The following is a 23,154-nucleotide window of genomic DNA, read 5'->3' as shown; positions in this document are numbered from 1 at the left end:
TCCACCGGAGTCGGGGGCCGCTTTGCGTCTGGCCGGGCCCGGGACCGCCGGCCGCCGGCGGGGCGGGACCCGGGATCGATCTATTCCGGCAGCGGCCGGCCCCGCGTCTCCGGCATGAACCACGGCACCACGAGGCCGATCACGTAGACGCTCGACAGGGTCAGAGCCGCCGCGGCGACGCCCCCGAAGGCGGTCACGATCTGCCCGGCGAGGATCGGGAAGATCCAGGCGATCAGCCGCGCGCCGTTGAAGACCACGCTCGCCGCCGTCGCCCGCACCGCCGGGGTGAACAGCTCCGCGAGGTAGATCGCCATCCACGAGAAGGCGAAGCCCAGGGTGAAGAACCCGTTCAGGAAGGCGAGCCCCATGAACGGCACCAGCCCGCCGGTCCAGAGGTAGCAGGCGAGCGACGTGACGATGCAGCCGACATAGGTGACGAGCAGGAAGGCGCGGCGGCCGATCGCGTCGGCCACGAAGCCCGAGATCACGTAGGCGGTGATCGCCCCGACATTGTAGATGATGCCCATGCGCGGGCCCCAGAGGTTGGCCGGCTCGCCCGCGGCCTTGGCCAGCCCCTCCGTGTAGGCCGGCAGCCAGGACGAGACCGCCCACCAGCCCACCGTGGTGGCGAACGACATGGCGGTGGCCAGCAGCACCCGCCGCCGGCTCTCCGGCTCCCGAAAGATCTCCGCCAGGGTGAAGGGGCGTTGCGCGGCCCGCGGGGCGTGGCCGGCATCCTCCGCGGTGGCGGCCCAGCGCTGCGCCTTGAGCGCCTGCATCCACTGCTCGGATTCCTCCAGCGCCCGCCGCAGGTACAGGCAGACGAAGGCCGGCAGGGCACCCAGCGCGAACAGGATCCGCCAGGATTCCGGGCCCAGGGGCTCGGTGGCCGCGAGCACGGCCCACACGATGGCGGCCAGCACCGCGCCGCCGCCGAAGCCCGATTGCAGGAAGCCGCAGCCCTTCGGCCGCGCCCGGTTCGGCCAGGTCTCGGCCACCAGGGCGATGCCGGTGGACCATTCCGAGCCGATGGCGAGCCCCGTGATGAACCGCAGGATCGCGAGCTGCGTGAAGCTCCCGGCGAAGGCGGTCAGCCCGGTGAAGACCGCGTAGCCGAGGATCGAGATCATCATCATGCGCTTGCGGCCGATATAGTCGGCCGCGATCCCGCCCATGAGGCCGCCGATCCCCCAGCCGAGCAGCGTGATGCCGATGGCGAGCCCCACGTAGGAGGCCGGCGCCTGGGCCTGCTCGGGGGTGAGGATCGAGGCCAGCGCCGGACGCAGGGCGTAGACCAGGGCCACCGCCTCGTAGCCGTCGAAGATCCAGCCGAGATAGCTGCCCCACAGGATCCGCCAGTGGCGCCGGGTGAGACCCGCGTACCACGGAGCGCTGGCCGCCTCGCCTAAGCCCACCTCGCCCGCGCCCATCGTCCGTTCCTCCCGCCCGGGACGCGTCGGCGGCGCCCGCCCCGCCCTGATAGGTCGGTTGTGGCATCGGGTCGACCACATCCGGGTAGCCGATCCGGCGCCCCGGCGATCACGATCGCATCACGCCCGCACCGCGGGGGCGGACGCGATGCGGGGCTCAGCGCGCGGCGTCGAAGGCCGCGAGGAAGGCCGCGAGGTTGTCCGGCAGGGCCGCGCAGAGGTAGCCGCCCTCCTGCACCAGGGCCGTGGGCAGCCCGGCCCGGCCGATCCGCTCCGCGGCCCCGACGAATCCCGCCCGGGTCACCGCGAGGGCGCCGATCGGGTCGTCCGCGGCGGCGTCGAGGCCCAGCGCCACCACGAGGGCCCGGGGCCGGTGCGCGGCGACAGCCGCGAGACCCGCCTCCAGGGCCTCGAGCCAGGGCGCGTCCCCCGAGCCCGGCGGCAGCGGCAGGTTGCGGTTGAACCCCGCCCCCGCCCCGGTCCCGGTCTCGTCCGCATAGCCGGCGAAGAACGGGAAGTAGTCGGACGGGTCGGCATGGACCGAGACCGTCAGCACGTCGGCGCGGGCGTAGAAGATCCCCTGCGTGCCGTTGCCGTGATGGACGTCGATGTCGAGGATCGCCACCGGGCCGCCGGTGGCGACGCGCATCCGCTCGGCCGCGATGGCGCTGTTGTTGAGGAAGCAGAAGCCGCCGGCGGACTCCGCGTAGGCGTGGTGGCCGGGCGGGCGGCACAGGGCGTAGGCGTGTCCCGCCGCGAGGGCCGCGTCGGCGGCCGCGACCGCGCATTGCGCCGACCCGTAGACCGCCGCCCAGGTGCCGGCGCGGATCGGCGTCGAGGTGTCGGCGGTGTAGAGGCCCAGCCGCCCGAGGAGGCCGGCGGGTCTCCGGTGCATCTGCGGCCGGGCGAAGGATCCGGTCAGGATCTCGTCGCCGATGTCGGGGATCTCGCCCCGGCGCGCCCAGGCCTCGGCCAGGAACGCCACGTAGTCCGGATCGTGCACCGCCCGGATCGGGTCGAGGCCGTGATCGGCCGGTTCGGCGAGGTCGTGGCCGCCCTGCAGGGCCGCGTCGCGCAGGATCGCGTAGCGGGCGGCCTGCTCGGGATGCGGGATCGGCGTGCCGCGCCGCAGGTAGCGTTCGGGATCGTGCCGGCCTGAATCGGGCGTGTGGAAGATGCGCATGCCGGAAGGTTAGGGGCTCCCGGGGGATGCGTCATCCGCCCGGCCCGCGCTCAGATGAGGTAGACGGTGCCGTCCGCGCGGAACACCTTGGGGCATTTCGCCCCGTCGACCAGGCGCCGGGCCGCGTCCAGGGAGATCCGGCGGGCCAGGGCGATCTCCGGCAGCGTCTTCCAGGTCGTGGTCATGGTGCGGCTCCGTCCGTGATCCGTGCGAGTCCGCGATCAACGGCGCAGACGAGCCCGGGTTCACCGATGGCGTCAGGAGCGCCTCGGGGCTGCTGACGCGCCATCCCGCCGGGGCCGGCGACGGGGCGGCGACCTCGCGGAGCAGGGTCGGCACCCGCGCCCAGGGTTCGGTGACCGGCCCCGCATTCGGCCGCATCCCCGCCCGGTTCTGCCCGCCGGCGATGCGGATGTCCGGGAAGCGCGCGCAGAAGGCCTCCACGCAGGCCGGGTCGAAGTGGCGGCCGCTGTCGGCGCGGATGCAGTCCAGGGCCGCGTCGAAGGGCAGCGCAGCCTTGTAGGGCCGCGCGGTGGTCAGGGCGTCGAACACGTCCGCCACCGCGACGATCCGGGCCGAGAGGGGAATCGCGGCGCCGACGAGCCCGTGCGGGTAGCCGCCGCCGTCCCATTTCTCATGGTGAAACTCGGCGATCTCGGCGGCCAGCCGGATCAGTTCGGAGGCGCTCCCGCCCAGGATGCGCCGGCCGATCGCCGGATGCGTCTTGATCAGGTCGAACTCGTCCCGGTCGAGCCGGCCGGGCTTGAGCAGGACGCCGTCCGGGATGCCGACCTTGCCGACATCGTGCAGGGGCGCCGCGAGATAGAGGTTGCGGCAGAAATCCGGCGCCAGCCCGAGCCCCTCGGCGACGATCTGGCTGTAGCGGGCCACCCGCCATGTGTGATCGCCGGTGTCGTTGTCGCGGTACTCGACCGCCAGCGCCAGGCGGAAGATGATCTCCTCCTCGCGCTCGCGCATGTGGCGCAGGGCGGCCTCCACCGCGCCGTCGAGCCAGGCCGCCTGCTCGGCGAGCCGCCGCACCGCCCGGGCGAGCCGGATCATGTTGCGCAGCCGGACGGTGAGTTCGACGCCCTGCATGGACTTGTCGAGGAAATCGGTCGCCCCCGCCTCCAGGGCGGCGAGCCGCACCGCGTCCGAGATGTCGCTCGTGATCATCACGATCGGCACCTGCGCGTAATGCGGGATGGTCCGCATCTGCCGGATGAAGGCGATCCCGTCGATGCCGGGCATGTGGCAGTCGACCAGGACGATATCGAAGGCCCGCATCCGCGCCTCGACCATCGCGGCGACCGGGTCGCCGTGATCGGTGACGGACATGTCGGGCTTGGCCTCCAGCAGGCGGCGGAGGCGCATCCGCATGGTGGCGCTGTCGTCGACGAGGAGCGCGTCCATCAGCGGTGCCCAGACCGGTTCGCGGGCGTATTGGAGCCGGAGCGCCGCAGGCGATCGCGGGACGGCCGGTCGATCCAATGTTCTGACGCAGAAGCCATCGTCGCGAAGCCTTGCAAGACTATTCGATGATCATTGAGACATGCGGCGTTAACGTCCGGTAAATCTGAATTGAAACAGGATTGCTGATATTTGCAGAATTATTGACTTTTGCGAGGGCCATATTTGGATTGTTCCGAAATTGACCCGGATTTTCTAAGTCGATAGACCGGTGAAATCGCGCGCTATACCGTGCCGGATACCTCGGGACTGGTCCGTCTCTGCCCGGGACCGGCGCGCCCGGCCGTTCCTGCAGCGCCCCCTGGGCTCGGGCTCGGGCCGATGCCGGGGCGCGGCCGGTGGGAATTCCTGACAGACGGGCGGCCGCCCGCTACCGTGGCCCGGCGACGGCCGGGGCCGTCGACGCGCGACCGGGCCAGGAATCGTCCAGAGCCGGGCCAGGGCAGGGCAGGTCCAGGGCCGGTTCCGGGCTGCCCGGGCCGCGCCGGTGCAGATGGCGTGTCGGGAGGCGCCTGCGCGATGATGCGGTTCGATCTCACCGATCTCGGCCTGTTCCGGCACGTGGTCGAGGCCGGTTCGATCACCCACGGGGCCGCGCGGGCGAACCTCGCCCTGGCGGCCGCCTCGACGCGGATCCGGCTGATGGAGGAGTCCCTCGGCGCGGCGCTGCTGACCCGGGGCCGGCAGGGCGTCAGCCCGACCCCGGCCGGGCGCGCCCTCCTCGTCCACGCCCGGGAGGTCCTGGCCGGGGTGGAGCGGTTGCGCGAGGAGATGGCGGCCTTCTCGGGGAGCGCCTTCGGCCAGATCCGGGTGCTGGCCAACACCAACGCGCTGACCGAGTTCCTGCCGGACGCGCTCTCGGCCTTCCTGGCCGATCACCCCGGGATCGGCGTCGAGATCGACGAGCGCACCTCCGAGGAGATCGTCGGGCTGGTGGCCGAGGGGGCGGCCGATCTCGGCATCCTGTCCGGCACGGTGGATACCGGCTCGCTGCGGACCTTCCCGTTCCGGGAGGACCGGTTCGTGCTGGTGGCGGCCCGGGATCACCCCCTGGCGGCGCGCGGGACGATCCCGTTCGCCGAGCTGCTCGGCCACGACCTCGTCGGCCTCGACCGGCGCAGCGCCATCAGCCGGTTCCTCGTCGCCCAGGCGGTGCGGGAGGGGCGGCCGATGCGCCTGCGGGTGCAGCTGCGGGACTTCGACGCCGTCTGCCGGCTCGTCGAGGCACGGGTCGGGCTGGCGGTCCTTCCCGAGAGCGCCGCCGCCCGCGCCGCCCAGGGCCTCGCCCTGGCGGTGGTGCCCCTCGCCGATGCCTGGGCGCGGCGCGACCTGACCCTGTGCCTGCGCGACCTCGACGGGCTGCCGCCGTTCATCCGGGCCTTCGTGGCGCAGCTGCGCGCCTGAGCGTCGCCCGGCCCCCGCCCCGGGCCCGAGGCGGGGAGAGCGCGGAACACCGCGATGGTCGCGGACATGATGCGCGTCGTCCGCGGGCTCGATCCGCATAGGGTTTCCGAAGAGGCCGCCGTTCCGTCCGGTCATGAGTCGCGACGGGTCGGTGGTGATCGGCGACGCCGTCGAGGCCGCCGGCCTGCGACTCCCGCAGCCTGCGCGCCAGCCTCTACGCCCGCGGCCTCGCGGTGGAGACCGGCGCCCTCTGGCGGGCCCAGCGCCTGCGCAACCGCGTCGCCCGCACGGCGACCCGTCTCGCCGATGCCCCCGGGCCCGCGGCGTCCCTGGTGCTCGGCCTGGGGCTGTCTGAGCGTTTGGCGCGCCCTGACGCGGCGGCGTCAGCGCCAGCGCTCCTCCGTGCAGGCCAGCACGTAGACGACGTGCATGCAGCGGGCCTGGGCGGCCTGCGAGGTCGCGTCGCTCATGCACGCCCGCATCCCGGCGGAGAGCAGCCCGCGATCGACGTCCTGATCCCGGGCGCAGGTGAAGATGGGCTGGAAGCCTTCGAACCGGCTCACCTGCCAGAAGATGACCACGAACGCGAGCAGACAGAACGCGCAGACCAGGAGCCGGTTGTCGTAGAACCAGTGTCTCCGATCGGCCTCTGCGGTGTTGCGCGCGCTCATCCCGTCACCGGGGGCGCCGACAGGATCGCAGTCTGGGCCACCTGTGTCCTCCGCAGCGGATCGCCCGCGCCATCTCGCCGAATCCCTCAGCCGCGCCAGCCGCGCCCACCGGCAGGGAACCGTCAGTCGATCACCTCCACGATGCGGCGCGTGCGCGGCTCGACGAGCACCGGATGGCCGTTGACGATCGTGTAGCTGTACTCCGGCAAAGCGAACTCGCGCGGGACATCGTAATACACGACGCCCTCCTCCGGTAGCACGGTTCCGACCCGAACGGGGCCCGCGAGGGCGACGGACGGGCGGCGCTCGCCGAGGGCGTAGATGCGGAAGCGCTCTCGCCGGTCGACGCCGAGGATGCCGTTGGCCGTGCCTACGGCGGCACCGATCGCGCCGCCGACGATCGCCCCGAGGGGGCCCGCCATCTCCTCGCCGCGCGAGGCGCCCTCCTGGGCGCCGCGCTCCAAGCCTTGCGCCTGCGCGATGGCGGGGAGGCCCAGCGTGGCCAGGAGCGCAAGGGGAGCCGCGATCCGCATGGGTGTCGTCCTGGTCGGTGGCATGGACCTTCAGGCCTGCGCCTGAGGGGGCGGGAGCATCCCGGCCACGGCAGGTTACGCCAGAAAGGCTGCCGATCGGTTGCGGCCCGCCGCACGCCGTCCGCAAGGGGGCCGCATCGGGCGCCGGCCCCCTCTTCCGGCCCCCTCTTCACGCTCGGCGTGACGGTTCGGCTCTCGGTCGGCTCTCGGGATGCGGGCGGAGCCGCGGCATTGCCCCGGCCCGCCCATGGTTTAGCCTCCCGCTGATTCCGCCGGAGAGGACAGGGCATGTCGATCGAGACCGTGGAGACCGCCGGCCGGCGCCGGGGCGCCGACCTCCTGGTGGAGGTGCTGCGCTCGGAGGGGGTGCGCTACATCTTCGGCAATCCCGGCACCACCGAATTGCCGCTCATCGACGCGCTCACCGAGGCGCCGGACATCGCCTACATCCTCGCCCTGCAGGAGGCGACCGCGGTGGCGATGGCGGACGGCTACGCGCAGGGCGCCCGGCGGCCCGCCTTCCTCAACCTGCACACGGCGGGCGGCCTCGGCCACGCCATGGGCGGGCTCGTGAATTCCCAGGTCTCCGGCACGCCGCTGGTGGTCACCGCCGGGCAGCAGGATCTCCGCCACGCGCTGACCGACCCGCTGCTGATGGGCGACCTCGTGGCCATCGCCGACCCGGTGATGAAGTGGGCCCGGGAGGTGACGAGCCCGGACCAGATCCCGATCCTGCTGCGCCGGGCCTTCCACGATGCCGCCGCCGCCCCGTCCGGCCCGGTCTTCCTGTCCCTGCCCATGGACGTGATGGAGGCGATGAGCGCCGTACCGGCGGGCGAGACCTCGACCATCGACCAGCGGGCGGTGGCGGGTTCCCTCGACCGGCTGGCGGACAAGCTCGCCGCCATCGCGCCCGGCCGCCTCGCCCTGATCGCCGGCGACGAGATCGACGCCTCGGACGCCTCGGCCCAGATGGTCGCGCTCGCCGACCTGCTGGCGGCGCCGGTCTACGGCTCGTCCTGGCCGGCCCACATCCCCTTTCCCACCGCGCACCCGCTCTGGGCCGGGAACCTGCCGACCCGGGCCGACGCCATCGCCGCCATCCTCGGGCGCTACGACGCGGTGTTCGCGCTGGGCGGCAAGTCGCTGATCACCGTGCTCTACTCGGAGGTCTCGGCGGTGCCGCCGGGGGTGCAGGTCTTCCAGCTCTCGGCCGACGTGCGCGACCTCGGGCGCACCTATGCCACGAGCCTCTCGACCGTGGGCGACATCCGCGCCTCACTGGACGCCCTGCTGCCGCTGCTCCGCCCCCGCCTCGCCGACCGGGCCGAGGCCTTCGCGCAGCTGCGCGCCCAGGCGGTGACCGCCCGGGCCGAGCGGCGGGCGACGCTCGCCGCCGCGGCGGATGCGGCCTTCGAGGATCCGGTGATCGCGCCGCTGGTGGCCGCCCGGGAGGTGGCCCGCGCGGTCGGGGCCGAGACCACCATCGTGGACGAGGCGCCCGCGACGCTGACCCACCTGCGCACCTTCCTCGACAGCCCGTCGGCCCATCAATACGCGGCGATGCGCGGCGGCGTCCTCGGCTGGGGCATGCCGGCCGCGGTGGGGTTTTCCTTGGGGCTCGACCGGGCGCCCGTGGTCTGCGTCGTGGGTGACGGGGCCGCGATGTACTCGCCCCAGGCCCTCTGGACCGCCGCGCACGAAAAACTTCCGGTCACCTTCGTGGTGATCAACAACGCCGAGTACAACATCCTCAAGACCTTCATGAAGGGCCAGGCGCACTACGCCTCGGTGCGGGCCAACCGCTTCATCGCCATGGACCTCACCGACCCGCGCATCGATTTTCCGGCCCTGGCCGCCTCGATGGGGGTCCCCGCGCAGCGCGTGACCCGGGCCGCCGACATCGCCCCGGCGATCGAGGCCGGGATCCGGTCGGGAGGGACCAACCTCGTGGAGGTGGTGGTGCGGGCGACGTGAGGGGCCGCCCCTCCGCCGGCCTCCGAGGGGCGCGGCTTGAGGGCCGTCGCGGCGTTCGGACACAGAGGCTGCCGAGGAACACGGACGTCCGGCCCGGGCTGCCCTAGGGATCGGTTTGACCGGGCGGGATCTCAGCCATGTGGTACCTCTACGGTTTCGCGCTGCTGGCCGGCGTGGCCAACGCCGTCCAGGCCGGACAGAACGGGACGCTGTCGAAGGGGCTGGCCGAATCGCTGGTCGCCGGCCTCGTGGTCGCCGCCGGGACCGCGAGTTGCATCCTCGCGGTGGGGCTCATCACCGGGAGGCTCGCCTGGCCGACGGCCGCGCAAGCCCTCGGGATGCCCTGGTGGGCGTGGTTCGGCGGGGTCCTGGGCGGAGGCATCATTCTGGCGCAGTTCGTCGTGGCCCGCCAGATCGGGGCCGCCCCGTTCCTGGGCCTCCTCGTCACGGCCGGGGTCGCCACATCGATCATGCTGGACAATTTCGGGTGGGTCGGCTTCGAGCGCCACCCCGCCAGTCTCTGGCGCATCCTCGGCGGCGTGCTGATGATCGCCGGCGTCGCCCTCGTCGCGCTGTTCTAGGAGCAAAACCGGGCCGGCCGATCACATCGACCGGCCGCCTCGCGGGCTTACCCCAGCCCCGGCACCGGTATCCCGAAGGCCGCCGCCAGCAGGACCATGTTGAGGGCGAGCACCACGGCCGCCCCCGCGACGGCCGCCGCCTGGGTGAGCGGCCCGTTGGCGAAGGGACCCATCACGCTCCGGCGGCGGGTGAACACCACCAGCGCCACCATCGGCACCGGCAGGGCCAGCGACAGCACCACCTGGGACAGGACCAGCGCCCGGGTCGGATCGACGCCGATCGCCACCACCACGAAGGCGGGCAGCATGGTCACGAGCCGGCGCACGAGGAGCGGGATGCGCCAGCCGGTGAAGCCCTGCATCACCAGCTGGCCGGCGAGCGTCCCCACCACCGAGGAGGAGATCCCGGAGGCGAGCAGCGACACCAGGAAGGCCGCCCCGGCCGCGGGGCCGAGCAGCGGCGTCAGGGTCCGGTAGGCCTCGCCGATCTCGGCGACCCCGCTGTGGCCGGCATGGAAGGCCGCCGCCGCCATGATCACCATCGCCATGTTGACGAGGCCCGCGAGCAGCAGCGCCACCACCACCTCGCGGTTGGAGTAGCGCACCAGAAGGCGCCGGTCGGCCTCGTTTCGCGGGCTGCCGCGCCCCTGGGTCAGGCCGGAATGCAGGAACAGGGCGTGCGGCATCACGGTGGCGCCGATGATCCCCACCGCGATGGTGAGCGCCTCCGCGTCCGGGATCCGCGGGGTGACGAGGCCCTTCGCGGCCTCGCCCCAGGCCACCGGGGCGATCAGCAGCTCGATCGCGTAGCAGAGGCCGATCGTGCCGACCATCGCCCCGATGGCGATCTCCAGGGGCCGGAAGCCCTCGTGCTCCAGGAGCAGGATCGCGTAGGTGACGATCGCGGTGATCGCCATCCCGGCCATCAGCGGCATGCCGGTGAGCAGCGACAGGCCGATGGCGCCGCCGAGGAACTCCGCGAGGTCGGTGGCCATCGCGGCGACCTCGCTGATGCCCCACAGGGTGAGGCGCACCGGCCGCGACGTCGCGTCCCGGCAATGCTCGGCGAGGTTCTTGCCGGTCACGATGCCGAGCTTGGCCGACAGGGCCTGGAACAGCATCGCGGTGAAGTTGGCGAGCAGCACCACCCAGAGCAGCCCGTAGCCGTAGCGGGCGCCGGCCTGGATGTTGGTGGCGAAGTTGCCGGGGTCCATGTAGGCGATCGACGCCGTCACGGCCGGACCCGCGAACAGCAGGAACCGGCCCCGTCCACCCGCCCGCCCTTCGAGGACGTCGCGGATGGCGCTCTCCGTCCGCCGGCTCATCGCCCCGGGCGGGGCGCCCCCGGGGGCCGTCCCGGCGTTCGGCGCCACCATGCTCACCCTCTCCTCAAAGATATAGCTCGGGCTATATTCAGGGCTGCGGCCGCGGGATTCAAGGGGTTTTCCGCGCGCCGCGTGGGACTCCCCTCCGGCCGCCGGTTTTTGCTAGACAGGGGCGGGGCGGCGTGTGCGTGCCGAGAGGGAGAGCCGATGCAGGAACCGTCCGAGCCGGGCTCGCCCGAGACCGCGCTGGTCGATCCCGAGCGGCACGTGGAGAGCTTCCGGCAGGCCCGCGAGGCGCGGCGGTCCGAGCTGGTCGAGGATTACGTCGAGCTGATCGACGACCTGATCGGCGACGGCGGCGAGGCGCGCCAAGTGGACATCGCGGCCCGCCTCGGCGTGGCGCAGCCCACCGTCGCCAAGATGCTCAAGCGTCTGTGCGAGGACGGGTTCGTCCAGCAGCGGCCCTATCGCGGCGTGTTCCTGACCGAGGCCGGCCGCCGGCTCGCCGCCCAGGCGCGGGAGCGCCACCGGATCGTCGAACGCTTCCTGTGCGCGCTGGGGGTGAGCCCCGAGACCGCCCGGCGGGACGCGGAGGGGATCGAGCACCATGTCAGCGCCGAGACCCTGGCGGCGTTCCGCGCCTTCGCGGAACGTCACGGGGGGGCGTGAGGCGCCCGTCCGTCCGCCCTGTCCTCACCCCGTCGGCGCAGGCACCTTCTGGCGCAGGCCCAGGATCACCGCCCGGAGCATCTCGGCGCCCGCCTCGCCGGCATCCGGCAGGATGCCGGTGCGGGAGGCGTAGATCCGCTCGTGCACGAAGGCGAGCTTGGCGATCACCGTCGGCGTCAGCTTGAACGGGTAGAGCGCCGGCTGGCCCATGCTGTGGGAGAGCGAATTGATCGCGTAGGTCAGCGGCAGCCACGCCGCGATCAGCCGGTCGAGATCCTGGGTGTTGTAGGGGTCGAAGTCGATCACGGTCGGTGCCGCCTGCCCGTGGCGCAGGCGCGGGCGCACATGCAGCTCGAAGGTCGAGGCGGTCTCCACCGTGTCGACGATGTGCAGGTAATGCGCGAAGGTCTCGGCGAAGTCCTCCCAGGGATGCGCCGTGGCGTAGGCCGACACGTAGGCCTCGTCCCAGTCGGCGGGCGCGCCCCGCGCGTAATGGTTCTGCAGCGCCTGGACGTAGTTCAGGCGCTCGTCGCCGAACAGCGCCCGGAAGGCCCCCATGGTGGGGCTGTTCATCACCAGCAGGTACCAGAAGTAATGCCCGATCTCGTGCCGGAAATGCCCGAGCAGGGTGCGGTAATGCTCGCCGAACAGGATCCGGCGGCGCTCCCGCTCGACATCGTCGGCCTCGGCGATGTTCATGGTGATCAGGCCGTTGATGTGCCCCGTCAGCACCGGCATTCCGCCGGAGAAGCTCTCGGACGGATCGGCCAGGAAGTCGAAGGCCAGCCCGTCCGTGTACTGGGCGCGGGTGGCGAGCGGCAGGTCCAGGCGCAGCAGCGAATAGAACAGCCTGCGCTTGGCGGCCTCGATCTGGCGCCAGCGGGTGAGGTTCCAGGTCTGCGACAGGTCCGGCACCACGCGGTTGTGGCGGCAGGCGGTGCAGTAGATGTCGGGGCTGTCCTCCGGCACCAGCCAGTTGCAGGCCTCCGAAACGGCGTTGTTGCACAGGCGGTAGCGCCGTCCGGGATCCGCGTAGGCGTGGAAGACCTGCGCGCCGCCCATCAGCGGGTGCGCCGAGGCCCCCTGCGGCTCCAGGGCCGAGACCTCGTGGACCACGCACGTATAGCCCAGCTGCCGCGCACAGCTCTCGCAGGCGGTCGCCTCGAAGGTGACCGGCTGGTCGCAGGCCTGGCACTGGAAGATCTTCATCGCGCGGTCCCGGGCCGGCACCCGGCCCACCTGCCGGTCAAAGCGGGGCCAGGCGGCAAAGTTCCGGCCAGAGGTTCGGAGGCCTGGGCGCCGCCGCACGGAAATTGCTTGTGTCTCGGTTCGTGTCGCATAACCGCGCGGTGGGGGGCGATGGTCGACCCGCCGTGACGTCCGGAACCGGCGCCGAGGCCGGATTCGATCCTTCAGACGGAGCCATCGTGTCGATCAAAGCCGCCCTGCACCACGTCACGCATTACCGCTACGACCGGCCGATCAGCCTGGGCCCCCAGGTGATCCGCCTGCGCCCGGCCCCGCACGCGCGCACCAAGGTTCCGGCCTACGCGCTCACGGTGACGCCCGCCAACCACTTCCTGAACTGGCAGCAGGATCCGAGCGGCAACTGGCTCGCCCGCCTCGTCTTCCCGGAGAAGACCGACGAGCTGAAGATCCAGGTCGACCTCACCGCCGACCTGGCGGTGATCAACCCGTTCGACTTCTTCGTCGAGGATTACGCCCAGACCCACCCCTTCGCGTACGACCCGGACCTCGCCGAGGAGCTGGCCCCCTACCGCGCGCCGGTGGATGCGGATGGCCCCGAGATGGCGGCGCTGCTCGCCCGGCTCCCCGCGGAACCCAGCACCGTGCAGTTCCTGGTGGCGCTCAACGCCCAGATCGCCCGGGAGACCGCCTACGGCGTGCGCATGGAGCCCGGCGTCCAGACGCCCGCCGAGACCCTGCGCCTCAAGAGCGGCTCCTGCCGGGATTCGGCGTGGCTGCTCGTGCAGGTGCTGCGCCGGATCGGGTTCGCCGCCCGGTTCGTCTCCGGCTACCTGATCCAGCTCGTGCCCGACACCGTCGCGGTCGACGGCCCCACCGGCACCGCGTCGGACTTCACCGACCTGCATGCCTGGGCCGAGGTCTACCTGCCGGGCGCCGGCTGGATCGGCATGGACGCGACCTCGGGTCTGCTCACCGGCGAGGGCCATATCCCGCTCGCGGCGACGCCGCATTACCGCTCGGCCGCGCCGATCTCGGGGGCGGTCGAACCGGCCAAGACCGAGTTCGGCTTCGCAATGAGCATCACCCGCGTCGCCGAGACGCCGCGGATCACCAAGCCGTTCTCGGACGCGGTCTGGGCGTCCATGGACGCGCTCGGCGAGCGGATCGATGCCGACCTCGCCGCGCAGGACGTGCGCCTGACCATGGGCGGCGAGCCGACCTTCGTCTCGGTGGACGATTTCGAATCGCCCGAATGGAACATCGCCGCGGTCGGCCCGACCAAGCGGGGGCTCGCCGACACGCTGATCCGGCGCCTGCGCGACCGGTTCGGCCCGGGGGGGCTGCTGCATTACGGCCAGGGCAAGTGGTATCCCGGCGAGAGCCTGCCCCGCTGGGCCTTCGCCCTGTACTGGCGCAAGGACGGCCAGCCGATCTGGCGGGATCCGGACCTGATCGCCCCCGAGGCGGCCGCAGGCCAGGCGGGCGAAGCCACGATCGCGCAGGCCAAGGCCCTCGCCGACGCGCTGGCCCGCCGCCTCGGCCTCGCCGACTACGTCATCCCGGCCTTCGAGGACAGCGAGGTCTGGGAGAAGAAGGCCGCCGAACTGCCGGTCAACGTCACGCCCGCCGCGGCCCGGTCCGGCTCCGTGGAGTTCGACGCCCGGATCAGGCGGGTCTACGAGCGGGGCTTGGCTGAGGCCGCGGGCTACGTCCTGCCGCTGGCGAGCCTGCCCACCGGCAGGGACGGCGATGCCGACCGGGTCTGGATCTCGGAAGCCTGGGACTTCCGGCGCGGCGCCGCCTTCCTGGTGCCGGGCGACTCGCCGGTGGGCTTCCGCCTGCCCCTGTCGTCCCTGCCCTACGTGCCGCCGGAGCACTATCCCTACTACCAGCCGCAGGACCCCCTGGAGTCGCGCCCGCCCCTCACCGACGGGCGTCCCGGCGCGACCACCGTCAACGGTTCAGGGATCACCGGCGTCGCGGTGCGCACGGCGCTCTCGATCGAGCCCCGCGACGGGGTGGTGCGGGTGTTCATGCCGCCGGTGCAGCGCGCCGACGAGTATCTCGAACTCGCCGGCCACCTGGAGGCGGCCGCCGCCGAGCTGAACCTGCCGATCCAGCTGGAAGGCTACGAGCCGCCCTACGACCCGCGGATCGGCGTGATCAAGGTCACCCCCGATCCGGGCGTGATCGAGGTCAACGTCCACCCGGCCGCCTCCTGGCGGGAGGCGGTCGCCATCACCACCGACTTGTATGCCGAGGCGAGGCAAACCCGGCTCGGCGCGGAAAAATTCATGACCGACGGGCGCCACACCGGCACCGGCGGCGGCAACCACGTGGTCATGGGCGGCGTCACGCCGGACGATTCGCCGTTCCTGCGCCGGCCCGACCTGCTCAAGAGCCTCGTGCTCTACTGGCAGCGCCACCCGGCGCTCTCGTACCTGTTCTCGGGCCTCTACATCGGCCCGACGAGCCAGGCCCCCCGCATGGACGAGGCGCGCCACGACGGGCTCTACGAACTGGAGATCGCGCTCGCCCAGATCCCCGCTCCCGACGCGCCCAACATCCCGCGCTGGCTCGTCGACCGGGTGTTCCGCAACATCCTCGTGGACGTCACCGGCAACACCCACCGGGCCGAGATCTGCATCGACAAGCTCTACTCGCCGGACGGGCCCACCGGGCGCCTCGGCCTGCTGGAGTTCCGGGCCTTCGAGATGCCGCCGGACGCCCGGATGAGCCTCGCGCAGCAGCTCCTGCTCCGCGCCCTCGTGGCCTGGCTGTGGCGGGAGCCGCAGACCGGCGGCTGTGTCCGCTGGGGCACGAACCTCCACGATCGGTTCATGCTGCCGCATTTCCTCTGGTCCGACTTCCTCTCGGTGCTGGAGGATCTCCGGGCGGCGGGGTACGCTTTCGATCCGGTCGCCTTCGAGGCGCAGGCCCTGTTCCGGTTCCCGGTCTTCGGCACGGTCGAGCAGGGCGGGGTCCGGATGGAGCTGCGCCAGGCGCTGGAGCCCTGGCACGTGATGGGCGAGGAAGGGACCAGCGGGGGCACCGTGCGCTTCGTCGACAGCTCGGTCGAGCGGCTGCAGGTCAAGGTCGAGGGCTTCGTGCCCGAGCGGCACGTTATTGCCTGCAACGGCCGCCGGCTGCCCATGACCGGCACCGGCCGCGGCGGCGAGGCCGTGGCGGGCCTGCGCTTCAAGGCGTGGCAGCCGGCCTCCTCGCTGCATCCGACGATCCCGGCCCACTCGCCGCTCACCTTCGACATCCTCGATGCCTGGAACGGGCGCTCGCTCGGCGGCTGCCGCTACCACGTCGCCCATCCGGGCGGCCGCAACTACGAGACCCATCCGGTGAACGCCTACGAGGCGGAGGGGCGCCGCCTCGCCCGGTTCCAGCCGCACGGCCATACCCCCGGCCGGATCGACATGCCCCGGCCGGAATCGAGCGCCGAGTTCCCCCTCACCCTCGACCTGCGGATGCCGGCCCCGCAATGATCCGCGATGTCCACACATCTGGGTCGGACACGGACGCGGACGACAGAGCGCGACGCGCCCCCTCTCCCGTGCGGGAGAGGGTTGGGGTGAGGGACGAGAGGCTTCAGGGTCGACGCGCCGGCAGGACGCGCCCCTTTCGGGCAGACCCGACCCCTCACCCTGTCCCTCTCCCGAACGGGAGAGGGGACCCGCGCTCCCTTCTGCGACCGCGTCGCCGTCCACGCTGTGTGGATCCGCAAGCCGCAGTGACCGGGGGGCCGTGATGGAGGCGGCGCTCGCGGGAAGCCGCGGCCGGGCCGAGCGGCCGGAGGGCCCGCGGGAGCGCGTCGCCCGCTGGAGCGCGGGCTACCGCCCCGCCCCCGGCCGGCCGGACGAGTTCCTGGGCCCGGACGGCGCTCCGCGCGGGGCGTGGCCGCGCCTGCTCGACCGTCTCGGCGGCCTCACCGAGCCGGAGATCATGGCCCGCTTCGTCGCGGCGGAGCGGCACATCCGGGACGCGGGCATCTCGTTCCGCATCGCCGGCGACCAGCGGGAGCATCCCTGGCCGCTGGGCTGCCTGCCCCTGGTGATCGAGGGGTCCGAGTGGGCGGCCCTCAGCGCCGGGATCGTCCAGCGCGCGGAGCTGATGGAGGCGATCCTCGCCGACGTCTACGGGGATGGAAGGCTGGTCGCCGAGGGATTGCTGCCCGCCGCGATCGTGGCCGGCACGCCGGAGTTCCTGCACCCGCTCCACGGCGTCACGCCCCCCGGCGGCCATTACCTCAAGCTCTACGCCGCCGATCTCGGCCGGGGCCCGGACGGGCGGTGGCAGGTGCTGGCCGACCGGACGCAGGCCCCCTCGGGCCTCGGCTGGGCGCTGGAGAACCGGATGGTCCTGGCCCGGACCTTCCCGGACTTCTTCCAGGACCTCCACGTCGAGCGCCTGCCGGCCTTCTTCCAGGCCTTTCGCGATGGCCTGGCGCTGGGGGCCGAGCGCGTCGACCCGCGGATCTGCCTGCTGACCTCCGGCCCCTACAGCAGCACCTATGTCGAGCAGGCGGCGCTGGCCCGCTATCTCGGCCTGATGCTGGTGGAGGGCGACGACCTCGTCATGCGGGACGGCCGCCTGCACGTGCGCACCGTCTCGGGCCTGAAGCGGGCCGACGCCCTGTGGCGGCGGATCGACTCCGACTTCCTCGATCCCCTGGAGCTGAATCCGGCTTCGCGGCTCGGCGTGCCCGGGATCCTCGAGGCCCTGCGCAACGGCTCCCTGGTGATGACCAACATGCCGGGCTCGGGCCTCGTCGAGTCGGCCGCGCTCGCCCCCTATCTCGACGGCATCGCCCGACGCGTTCTCGGCGAGCCCCTGCGGCTCGGCCATCCGCGCACGTGGTGGTGCGGCGACCTGGAGGGCTTGGCGCACGCCCAGGCCAACCTCGACAGCCTGACCCTGCGCCCGGCCGCCACGCCCCAGCGCGGGGCGGGGCGCGACGCGATCCTCGCGGGCCCGGTCCTGGCGGCCGAGCGGGAGCGGGTCGTCGCCGCCCTGCGCGACCGGCCCTTCGACTACGTCGCCCAGGAGGCCGCGCCGCTCTCGACCATGCCGGGCTGGGAGCGCGGGCCGGACGGCCTCGTCCTGGTCCCCCGCCCCTTCGTGGTCCGCGTCTTCGCCACGCGGACGCCGCTCGGCTGGCAGGTCATGCCCGGCGGCTTCTGCCGGGTCTCCGAGCGCGAGGACGTCGACCCGATCGAGCTGCGGCTCGGCATCCGCTCCGCCGACGTCTGGGTGCTGTCCGAGAAGCCGGTCGCCGCGCCCCTGATCGGCACGCAGGCGGCCCCGCGGGTGCGGCGGGTCGGGGGCCATCTCCCCGCCCGGGCCGCCGACGGCCTGTTCTGGCTCGGACGCTACCTGGAGCGCGGCGAGGCGGTGATCCGGCTGGTGCTCGCCCATCTGCGCAGCGTCGGCGACGCCGTCGGGACCGACATCTCGGGCGCCCTCGACACGCCCGCGGCCCTGGCGCTCCGGGCCCTCCTGCACGAGTGGGGCGCCATCGGCGCGGCCGACCTGCCCACCGCCCGCCTCGCCCTGGAGGCGCTCGCCGGGCGCGATCGGCCGGGCTCGGCGCGGTCCCACATCCTCGCGGCCCGCCGCAACGCCGCCGCGCTCCGCGCCCGCCTGTCCGGCGAGGCGTGGCGGGTGCTGGCCGACCTGAACGAGTTCCTGTCCCTCAACACCGAGCGGGCCTTCACCGAGTCGCAGCTCGCCGGCCGCGCCGAGCGGGCCCTGAGCCAGCTCGCGGCGCTCGCCGGCCTCACCCACGAGAACATGAGCCGCGCCGAGGGCTGGCACTTCATCGAGCTCGGCCGGCGCATCGAGCGGGCGATCAACACCGGCGCCTTCGCGCTGGCCTTCGCCAACGACGAGGCGACGCCCGGCTGCCTGGGGGTGATGCTGTCGCTGTGCGATTCGCAGATCAGCTACGGGCGGCGCTACCTGCAGGGGGCGGCCCTCGATCCGGTCCGCGACATGGTGCTGCTCGACCCCTACAACCCGCGCTCGATCGCCTTCCAGGCCGAGGCGATCACCCGGCACCTCGCCGACCTGCCGGCGCTGGCCGCGGACGGCATCCCCGAGCCCCATTGCCGCCTCGCCACCCGGATCCTAGCGGAGCTGCGCAGCGGCGAGGCCGCGGATTTCGACGCCGTGCGCCTCACCGTGCTCGCGACCGACCTGGAGCGGCTGGCCGACGGCATCGCGGCCCGCTACTTCCCTACCGGGCCGAACGCGCTGCGCCCCGAGAAGCTGACGGGGCTGGCGTGATCTACACGCTGCGCCACCGCACCACCTACCGCTACGGGCGGCCGGTGCACTTCGCCCGCTGCACCCTGCGGCTCAAGCCGCAGGAGGGCGAGGGCCAGAGCGTGCTGGCGAGCGCCGTCACGATCGACCCGAGCCCGGCCCGCGCGGTGATGCGGCGCGACTATTTCGGGATCGAGGCCGTGGCGATCACCCTGGAGGCGCCGCACACCACCTTCAGCGTCGAGGCGCTCTCCACCGTGCGGGTCGAGCGCCCGGCCCCGCCGCCGCCGGAATCCGGCATGGCCTGGGAGCGGGTCCGCGACGCCGTGGTGGCCGGGCGCGACCTCGCCGGCCGGGCGCCGGTGCATTTCCTGTTCCCGAGCGGCCGGGTGCCGCTGCTGCCCGCGATCACCGACTATGCCCGGCCGAGCTTCTCCGCCGGCCGCAGCGCCTACGGGGCGGCCCACGACCTGATGCTGCGGATCGGCCGGGACTTCCGCTTCGATGCCAAGGCCACCACCGTCTCCACGCCGCTCGCCGAATCCTTCGCGCTCCGGGCCGGGGTCTGCCAGGATTTCGCCCACGTGATGATCGCGGCTCTGCGCGGCATGGGCCTGCCGGCGGCCTATATCAGCGGCTACCTGCGCACCGTGCCGCCGCCGGGCCGCCCGCGCCTGCGCGGGGCGGATGCGAGCCATGCCTGGGTGGCGGTCTGGTGCGGGGACGGCTGGCTCGGCCTCGACCCGACCAACGGCGTGCCGGTGCAGGACGACCACATCGTGGTGGCCCGCGGCCGCGACTACGGCGACGTGGCCCCCGTGGACGGCATCGTCAGCGGCTCGGGCAAGCAGCGCCTCAAGGTCGAGGTCGACGTCATCCCCGATACCGAGACGCAGGATCTCGCTCTGGTGGGGTGAGGGATCCCGGAGCGGCCCGCCGGCTGGTGCCCGAAACGTCCACCCCCCTCAGGATGAGGCAGCGGGTCGGACAGGCCGGCGCCCAGACTCGTCCCTCACCACATCGTCTTGGCCGCCCGCTCCGGCCATTCCGCGTCGTAGCGCTGGCCGCCGACTGCGCCTGCGGTGAGCGCCGCCAGGATCGACCCGGGCGTCGGCAGGCTCGCCGGATCGACGCGGGCATCCGGATCCCACAGCTTGGCCCGGATGATCGCCCGGGCGCACTGGAAGTAGATCTCCGCGACCGTGATCACGATTGCGGTGCGCGGCGCGTGGCCGTCGACCCGGAACGTGGCGAGGAGATCCGGATCGGCCGAGATCACCGCCCGCCCGTTCACCCGGAGCGTCGTGCCCGAGCCCGGGATCAGGAACAGCAGCGCCACCCGCGGATCGCGCACGATGTTGCGGAGCGAGTCGATCCGATTGTTGCCGCGCCGGTCGGGCAGGATCAGCGTGCGCGGATCGGCGACCCGCACGAAGCCCGGCTGGTCCCCGCGGGGGCTGCAATCGAGCCCTTCCGGGCCGCTCGTCGCCAGCACCGCGAAGGGCGAGGCCTCGATCAGCGCCGCGTAGTCCGGCGTGACCGAATCCGCCACCTTGGCGGTGGAGGCGGCCGCCGGGGGGGCGGTGTAGATCGCCTCCAGGGCGGCGAGGCTGTCGACGACCATCACGCCCTCCTGCGGTCCTTGCTCACGCGACCTTGGCCGTGCCGGCCACGAAGGCTTCGTGCTCGGCCACCAGCGCGCCCGAGAGGGCCGCCTCGATCAGGCTCCGGGTCTCCGCCACGCCGTAGAGGGCCACGAAGGAGCCGAAGCGGGGTCCGCGCGCCTCGCCGAACAGCACATTGTAGAGGCTCGTGAACCACGCCTGCGACACGCCGGGCCGCCCGTCCGGGCTCTTGGCCTTGCCGGACGTGTCGGGGAAGTGGCGCCGCCCCACCTCGTAGACCGCCGCCTGCAGGGCCTCCGGATCGGTGGAGCCGGCATGGTCCCTGAGGGTCTCCGACAGATCCTCCAGGGCCGCCCGCTCCTCCGGGGTCGGCGCCCGGTAGGTCTTGGCCGGCCGCACGAAATCCGAGAAGTACTTCAGCGCGTGCTTGACCAGCCGGTCGAGGCCCGGATGGGTCTCCGGCCCGGTCTGCGGCGCGTAGCGGCGGATGAAGCCCCACAGCACCGCCGGATCCTCGGTGTTGGCCACCGCGGCGAGGTTGAGCAGCATCGCGAAGGTCAGGCTCGCGCCCTCGACCGTCTCGGGCTCCGGCGGGGTGCCGGCGTGCAGGTGCCAGACCGGGTTGCCGAGGCGGAGCTTCGCGTCCTGGCCGGCATAGCGGTCGAGGAAGCCGATATACTCGTCGACGTGCCGGGGGATCACGTCGAAGAACAGACGCTTGGCCTCGCGCGGCTTGTTGTACATGAACAGGGCGAGCGATTCCGGCGTGCCGTACTTGAGCCACTCGTCGATGGTCAGGCCGTTGCCCTTCGACTTCGAGATCTTCTGGCCCTTCTCGTCGAGGAACAGCTCGTAGTTGAAGCCCTCCGGCGGCTCGCCGCCGAGCGCCCGGGCGATCTTGGCGGAGAGCTTGACCGAATCGATCAGGTCCTTGCCGGCCATCTCGTAATCGACGCCCAGCGCCACCCAGCGCATCGCCCAGTCGGGCTTCCATTGCAGCTTGGCGTGGCCGCCGGTCACCGGGGTCTCGTAGCGCTCGCCCGTGGCGGGATCGCGCCACGCGATGGTGCCGCTGCCGGCGTTCACCGCGTCGATCGGCACCTGCATCACGTGACCGGTGACCGGGTGGAGCGGCAGGAACGGGGAGTAGCTCGCCGAGCGCTCGGCCCGCAGGGACGGCAGCATGATCTCCATGACGGCGTCGTAGCGCTCCAGCACCCGCAGCAGCGTCGCGTCGAACACGCCCGAGCGGTAGCATTCGGTCGCCGATCGGAACTCGTAGGCGAACCCGAAGGCGTCGAGGAAGCGGCGCAGCTCGGCGTTGTTGTGCGCCCCGAAGCTGTCATGGGTGCCGAACGGGTCCGGCACGCGGGTGAGCGGCTGGTTGAGATGGCCGGCCAGCATCTCGCGGTTCGGCACGTTGTCCGGAACCTTGCGCAGCCCGTCCATGTCGTCCGAGAAGGCGATCAGCCGGGTCGGCACCGCGTCGCGGGTGAGCACCCGGAAGGCGTGGCGCACCATGGAGGTGCGGGCGACCTCCCCGAAGGTGCCGATATGCGGCAGGCCCGAGGGGCCGTAGCCGGTCTCGAACAGCACCTCCGTCTTGCCGGATTTCTCCAGCCGCGCCACGAGCTTGCGCGCCTCCTCGAAGGGCCAAGCGGCGGCGTTGGCGGCGGCCTCGATGATGTCGGGGTCGAGGGTCAGGGCTGGGGGGGCGGCTTGCATGTCTTCGGGGATGAACGCGAATTGGGAGCGCGCACCCTAGAGCGGTTCGCATCGGAGCGGAACGCCTGACGGTGCAATGCGGGGTTCCATCGCGCGCCCGCGCTCGTGGCCTGAGCTCGTGGCCTGAGACTGCGGCGCCCGGCTCCGCCGCCCCGTCCGGCATGAACCGGTCGACGGCGGCATCATCGTCCAGGAGGGAAGTCCGTCAGAACGGGCTCACGGGGAAGAACCGCAGGTACAATTCGGTGTACTTGCCGTCGTCCCAGACCCGCTGGAGCGCGTCGTCCAGGGCCCGGGAGAGGGCGGCGTCCTCCGGGCGGGTGATCAGGCCGATCCCCTCCCCGAAATAGCGGTTCTCCAGATAGTCGCCGCCGATGAGCGCGCAGCACGTCTCCGCGTCCTGGCCGCCGACATAGAGGGCGAGGTTCAGGCCGTCGGCGAACAGGTAGTCGATCTCGCCGCGCTTGAGTGCGCCCTCGGCCGCCGCCAGGTCGGTGAAGTCCTTGGCCACGGCCTTCGGGAAGAACGCCTTCAGGTAGGCCGCATGGGCGCTGCCGGCGATGACCCCGACGCTGCGGCCGGCGAGCGCCACCGCCGAGGGGACGGGCAGGCCCTTGTCGGTCCGGGCGGCGAACCGCGCCGGCCAGCGGAAATACGGCCGCGTCGCCAGGAATTTCTGCCGCAGCGTTGCCGTCAGGGGAATGGCGGCCGCGACCACGTCGCCCTGCCGGCTGTCGAGGGCATCGAGCAGGGTGTCGAAGCGGCGCGCCTGCACCGTGCAGGTGATCGTCAGCTTCTCGCAGACGGCGCGGGCGAGCTCGACCACGAAGCCCGTCGGGTTGCCGTCGGGGCCGGCGAAGTGCAGCGGCGGGAACTCGTCGTCCGTGAGGAAGCGGACCGCCCGGCCGGTCTGGGGCGCCTCGATCCGCTCGCCCCGGCTGCGCGGGTTCCAGAAATCCGGCACCGTGACGGCGGGGGTGGCGGTGACACCTGTGGCCTCGGCGGTGGCACCGGCTGCAGCACCGGCGGGCGCGGCCGGGGCCGCGAGGAGTGCGGCGGCGAGCACGGCCGCCATG

Annotated in this window: 16 protein-coding genes and 1 pseudogene; 7 read left to right on the top strand and 10 right to left on the bottom strand. The window is 72.6% G+C overall.

The window, feature by feature from the left end; all coding sequences use genetic code 11:
* Positions 1–80: 80 nt before the first annotated feature.
* The 3 genes and pseudogenes from A3862_RS23230 to A3862_RS23220 all read right to left on the bottom strand — a co-directional run.
* Positions 81–1,430, bottom strand: coding sequence for an MFS transporter (locus A3862_RS23230; protein ID WP_043379718.1), 1,350 nt, complete (start codon positions 1,428–1,430; stop codon positions 81–83).
* Positions 1,431–1,587: 157 nt separating this feature from the next.
* The gene (locus A3862_RS23225) at positions 1,588–2,613 is read right to left on the bottom strand and encodes a histone deacetylase family protein (protein WP_043756765.1); all 1,026 of its coding nucleotides are present in this window, start codon (positions 2,611–2,613) and stop codon (positions 1,588–1,590) included.
* Positions 2,614–2,925: 312 nt separating this feature from the next.
* A pseudogene (locus tag A3862_RS23220) lies at positions 2,926–4,026 on the bottom strand (HD domain-containing phosphohydrolase); the annotation flags it as partial.
* 576 nt (positions 4,027–4,602) lie between these two features.
* Here A3862_RS23220 and A3862_RS23215 point away from each other — a divergent pair.
* Positions 4,603–5,487, top strand: coding sequence for a LysR family transcriptional regulator (locus A3862_RS23215; RefSeq protein ID WP_100793949.1), 885 nt, complete (start codon positions 4,603–4,605; stop codon positions 5,485–5,487).
* Positions 5,488–5,870: 383 nt separating this feature from the next.
* Here A3862_RS23215 and A3862_RS23205 read toward each other — a convergent pair whose 3' ends face one another.
* Complete coding sequence (locus A3862_RS23205; protein ID WP_043356965.1) at positions 5,871–6,158, bottom strand: hypothetical protein; 288 nt, start codon at positions 6,156–6,158, stop codon at positions 5,871–5,873.
* 122 nt (positions 6,159–6,280) lie between these two features.
* Positions 6,281–6,691, bottom strand: coding sequence for a DUF1236 domain-containing protein (locus tag A3862_RS23200; RefSeq protein ID WP_043356963.1), 411 nt, complete (start codon positions 6,689–6,691; stop codon positions 6,281–6,283).
* 288 nt (positions 6,692–6,979) lie between these two features.
* Between A3862_RS23200 and A3862_RS23195 the strand changes: the two genes are divergently transcribed.
* Together A3862_RS23195 and A3862_RS23190 are read left to right on the top strand one after the other, a co-directional pair.
* Complete coding sequence (locus A3862_RS23195; RefSeq protein WP_043756766.1) at positions 6,980–8,668, top strand: thiamine pyrophosphate-binding protein; 1,689 nt, start codon at positions 6,980–6,982, stop codon at positions 8,666–8,668.
* 137 nt (positions 8,669–8,805) lie between these two features.
* Complete coding sequence (locus tag A3862_RS23190) at positions 8,806–9,249, top strand: DMT family transporter (RefSeq protein ID WP_043756769.1); 444 nt, start codon at positions 8,806–8,808, stop codon at positions 9,247–9,249.
* A 47-nt stretch (positions 9,250–9,296) separates the two neighbouring features.
* On the opposite strand, the gene A3862_RS23185 is transcribed toward A3862_RS23190, so the two are convergent.
* A complete protein-coding gene (locus A3862_RS23185; protein ID WP_043357949.1) occupies positions 9,297–10,625 on the bottom strand; it encodes an Nramp family divalent metal transporter in 1,329 nt (442 codons plus the stop codon).
* Between the two features lie 156 nt (positions 10,626–10,781).
* Here A3862_RS23185 and mntR point away from each other — a divergent pair, with 156 nt between their 5' ends.
* Positions 10,782–11,243, top strand: coding sequence for a manganese-binding transcriptional regulator MntR (gene mntR / locus A3862_RS23180; protein WP_020093314.1), 462 nt, complete (start codon positions 10,782–10,784; stop codon positions 11,241–11,243).
* Between the two features lie 24 nt (positions 11,244–11,267).
* On the opposite strand, the gene A3862_RS23175 is transcribed toward mntR, so the two are convergent.
* Positions 11,268–12,452: a zinc-binding metallopeptidase family protein gene (locus tag A3862_RS23175; protein ID WP_043761089.1), complete on the bottom strand. Its 1,185-nt coding sequence runs from the start codon at positions 12,450–12,452 to the stop codon at positions 11,268–11,270.
* A gap of 218 nt (positions 12,453–12,670) precedes the next feature.
* Between A3862_RS23175 and A3862_RS23170 the strand changes: the two genes are divergently transcribed.
* From A3862_RS23170 to A3862_RS23160, 3 genes are all read left to right on the top strand, one after another.
* The gene (locus A3862_RS23170) at positions 12,671–15,949 is read left to right on the top strand and encodes a transglutaminase family protein (protein ID WP_043761091.1); all 3,279 of its coding nucleotides are present in this window, start codon (positions 12,671–12,673) and stop codon (positions 15,947–15,949) included.
* Between the two features lie 262 nt (positions 15,950–16,211).
* Positions 16,212–18,749 (top strand): circularly permuted type 2 ATP-grasp protein, encoded by a 2,538-nt coding sequence (locus A3862_RS23165; protein ID WP_043756770.1) that lies wholly within the window; start codon positions 16,212–16,214, stop codon positions 18,747–18,749.
* Positions 18,746–19,645, top strand: a complete 900-nt coding sequence (locus A3862_RS23160; protein WP_043357963.1) for a transglutaminase family protein — start codon at positions 18,746–18,748, stop codon at positions 19,643–19,645. The genes A3862_RS23165 and A3862_RS23160 overlap by 4 nt, the downstream gene beginning before the upstream one ends.
* Positions 19,646–19,740: 95 nt before the next feature.
* Here the strand turns inward: A3862_RS23160 and A3862_RS23155 are convergent, their stop codons facing one another.
* The 3 genes from A3862_RS23155 to A3862_RS23145 form a co-directional block, all read right to left on the bottom strand.
* Complete coding sequence (locus A3862_RS23155) at positions 19,741–20,352, bottom strand: pyridoxamine 5'-phosphate oxidase family protein (RefSeq protein WP_043379707.1); 612 nt, start codon at positions 20,350–20,352, stop codon at positions 19,741–19,743.
* 22 nt (positions 20,353–20,374) lie between these two features.
* On the bottom strand, positions 20,375–22,078 hold the full coding sequence (locus A3862_RS23150) for a lysine--tRNA ligase (RefSeq protein WP_043756775.1): 1,704 nt from the start codon (positions 22,076–22,078) through the stop codon (positions 20,375–20,377).
* 205 nt (positions 22,079–22,283) lie between these two features.
* Positions 22,284–23,153: a transporter substrate-binding domain-containing protein gene (locus tag A3862_RS23145; protein ID WP_051975947.1), complete on the bottom strand. Its 870-nt coding sequence runs from the start codon at positions 23,151–23,153 to the stop codon at positions 22,284–22,286.
* Between the last annotated feature and the right edge of the window lies 1 nt (position 23,154).

The organism is Methylobacterium sp. XJLW (genome assembly GCF_003254375.1).
GTDB lineage: Bacteria > Pseudomonadota > Alphaproteobacteria > Rhizobiales > Beijerinckiaceae > Methylobacterium > Methylobacterium fujisawaense.
This window is presented reverse-complemented; position numbering and strand designations above follow the sequence as displayed.

What these genes read in the sequence shown, in the direction of transcription:
- A3862_RS23230 (WP_043379718.1), bottom strand. Translation starts at nt 1,430, where the DNA reads ATGGGCGCGGGCGAGGTGGGCTTAGGCGAGGCGGCCAGCGCTCCGTGG.
- A3862_RS23225 (WP_043756765.1), bottom strand. Translation starts at nt 2,613, where the DNA reads ATGCGCATCTTCCACACGCCCGATTCAGGCCGGCACGATCCCGAACGC.
- A3862_RS23215 (WP_100793949.1), top strand. Translation starts at nt 4,603, where the DNA reads ATGATGCGGTTCGATCTCACCGATCTCGGCCTGTTCCGGCACGTGGTC.
- A3862_RS23205 (WP_043356965.1), bottom strand. Translation starts at nt 6,158, where the DNA reads ATGAGCGCGCGCAACACCGCAGAGGCCGATCGGAGACACTGGTTCTAC.
- A3862_RS23200 (WP_043356963.1), bottom strand. Translation starts at nt 6,691, where the DNA reads ATGCGGATCGCGGCTCCCCTTGCGCTCCTGGCCACGCTGGGCCTCCCC.
- A3862_RS23195 (WP_043756766.1), top strand. Translation starts at nt 6,980, where the DNA reads ATGTCGATCGAGACCGTGGAGACCGCCGGCCGGCGCCGGGGCGCCGAC.
- A3862_RS23190 (WP_043756769.1), top strand. Translation starts at nt 8,806, where the DNA reads ATGTGGTACCTCTACGGTTTCGCGCTGCTGGCCGGCGTGGCCAACGCC.
- A3862_RS23185 (WP_043357949.1), bottom strand. Translation starts at nt 10,625, where the DNA reads ATGGTGGCGCCGAACGCCGGGACGGCCCCCGGGGGCGCCCCGCCCGGG.
- mntR (WP_020093314.1), top strand. Translation starts at nt 10,782, where the DNA reads ATGCAGGAACCGTCCGAGCCGGGCTCGCCCGAGACCGCGCTGGTCGAT.
- A3862_RS23175 (WP_043761089.1), bottom strand. Translation starts at nt 12,452, where the DNA reads ATGAAGATCTTCCAGTGCCAGGCCTGCGACCAGCCGGTCACCTTCGAG.
- A3862_RS23165 (WP_043756770.1), top strand. Translation starts at nt 16,212, where the DNA reads ATGGAGGCGGCGCTCGCGGGAAGCCGCGGCCGGGCCGAGCGGCCGGAG.
- A3862_RS23155 (WP_043379707.1), bottom strand. Translation starts at nt 20,352, where the DNA reads ATGGTCGTCGACAGCCTCGCCGCCCTGGAGGCGATCTACACCGCCCCC.
- A3862_RS23150 (WP_043756775.1), bottom strand. Translation starts at nt 22,078, where the DNA reads ATGCAAGCCGCCCCCCCAGCCCTGACCCTCGACCCCGACATCATCGAG.
- A3862_RS23145 (WP_051975947.1), bottom strand. Translation starts at nt 23,153, where the DNA reads ATGGCGGCCGTGCTCGCCGCCGCACTCCTCGCGGCCCCGGCCGCGCCC.